The organism is Acinetobacter sp. Li1LvA2, assembly GCF_056156705.1.
This window is the reverse complement of record NZ_JBSICF010000025.1, coordinates 1-910: the sequence shown is the minus strand read 5'-3', so window position 1 is coordinate 910 and position 910 is coordinate 1. Positions and strand designations below refer to the sequence as shown.

The 910-nt window shown below is 47.3% G+C and carries 1 protein-coding gene; it reads left to right on the top strand.

Annotated features, from left to right (window positions below):
* Window positions 1-910, top strand: a 910-nt coding sequence (locus ACS604_RS18920) for a hypothetical protein (RefSeq protein ID WP_474772647.1), incomplete at both ends; no start/stop codon positions are given.

The window sequence follows — 910 nt, the reverse complement described above, 5'->3', positions numbered from 1 at the left end:
TTACCAGATCGATGCACAGGGCTATGTGACCCGTTACAGTTATGATGCCTTTGATAATGTGATCAGCACGGCACGCTTTAATGCAGCAACCAGCTTAAGCCGCAGCAGTACCCTGGCACAGCTGGATGCCAGCTATAACATAGCGACTTTACCTGAGCATGCCTTGACCCAGTATGCTTATGATGCATTAAACCGCAAGGTTAAGGAAACTGATGCACAGGGCGCTACGGTTGAAACCGGTTATGATGCCTTTAACAATGTCATCTGGGTTAAGGATAAACTCGGTAATAAGGGTTATTTCGCTTACGATGGCCTTAACCGGAATACGGTCAAAATTGATCCTGAAGGTTACGTTACCATTTATAGCTATGATGTGTTTGGTAACCAGCTTACAGAGCGCAAATACTTATCTCCCGCTAACCAGATTGATAAGGCCTTCGATGTCAATGGTTTATATACGGGAATTAAAACCTTAGCTAGCAGTACCGAAGTTGCACCGACCACTCAGCCTTATTGGAATGCGGGGGTGGTCTATGTAGATGTGACTTATCAATATGACAAGTTAAACCGCAAGACCGTCATTAAGGATGCTTCAGGGGCTTATGAAGCCTATACCTATACGGATGGGTCAGCTCAGCCTGCCACCTACCGCAATAAACTGGGTGGGGTGTATAGCTACAGCTATGACAAACTGGGTCGATTGGTCAAGGAAACCCTGCCTGAGCCATCGGCAGGTAAGCCGGTCATGCATCTGTATGAATATGATGCCTATGGCAATAAAACCAAACAGGTGGAAGCGAGCGGGCTGGCCGAGCAGCGGGTTTCGGTCTATCAATATGACAACCTTAATCGCCTGACCGCCAAGATTGCAGAGGCAGTCAGTACGGTTCAGTTACAGGTTAAGGATGCG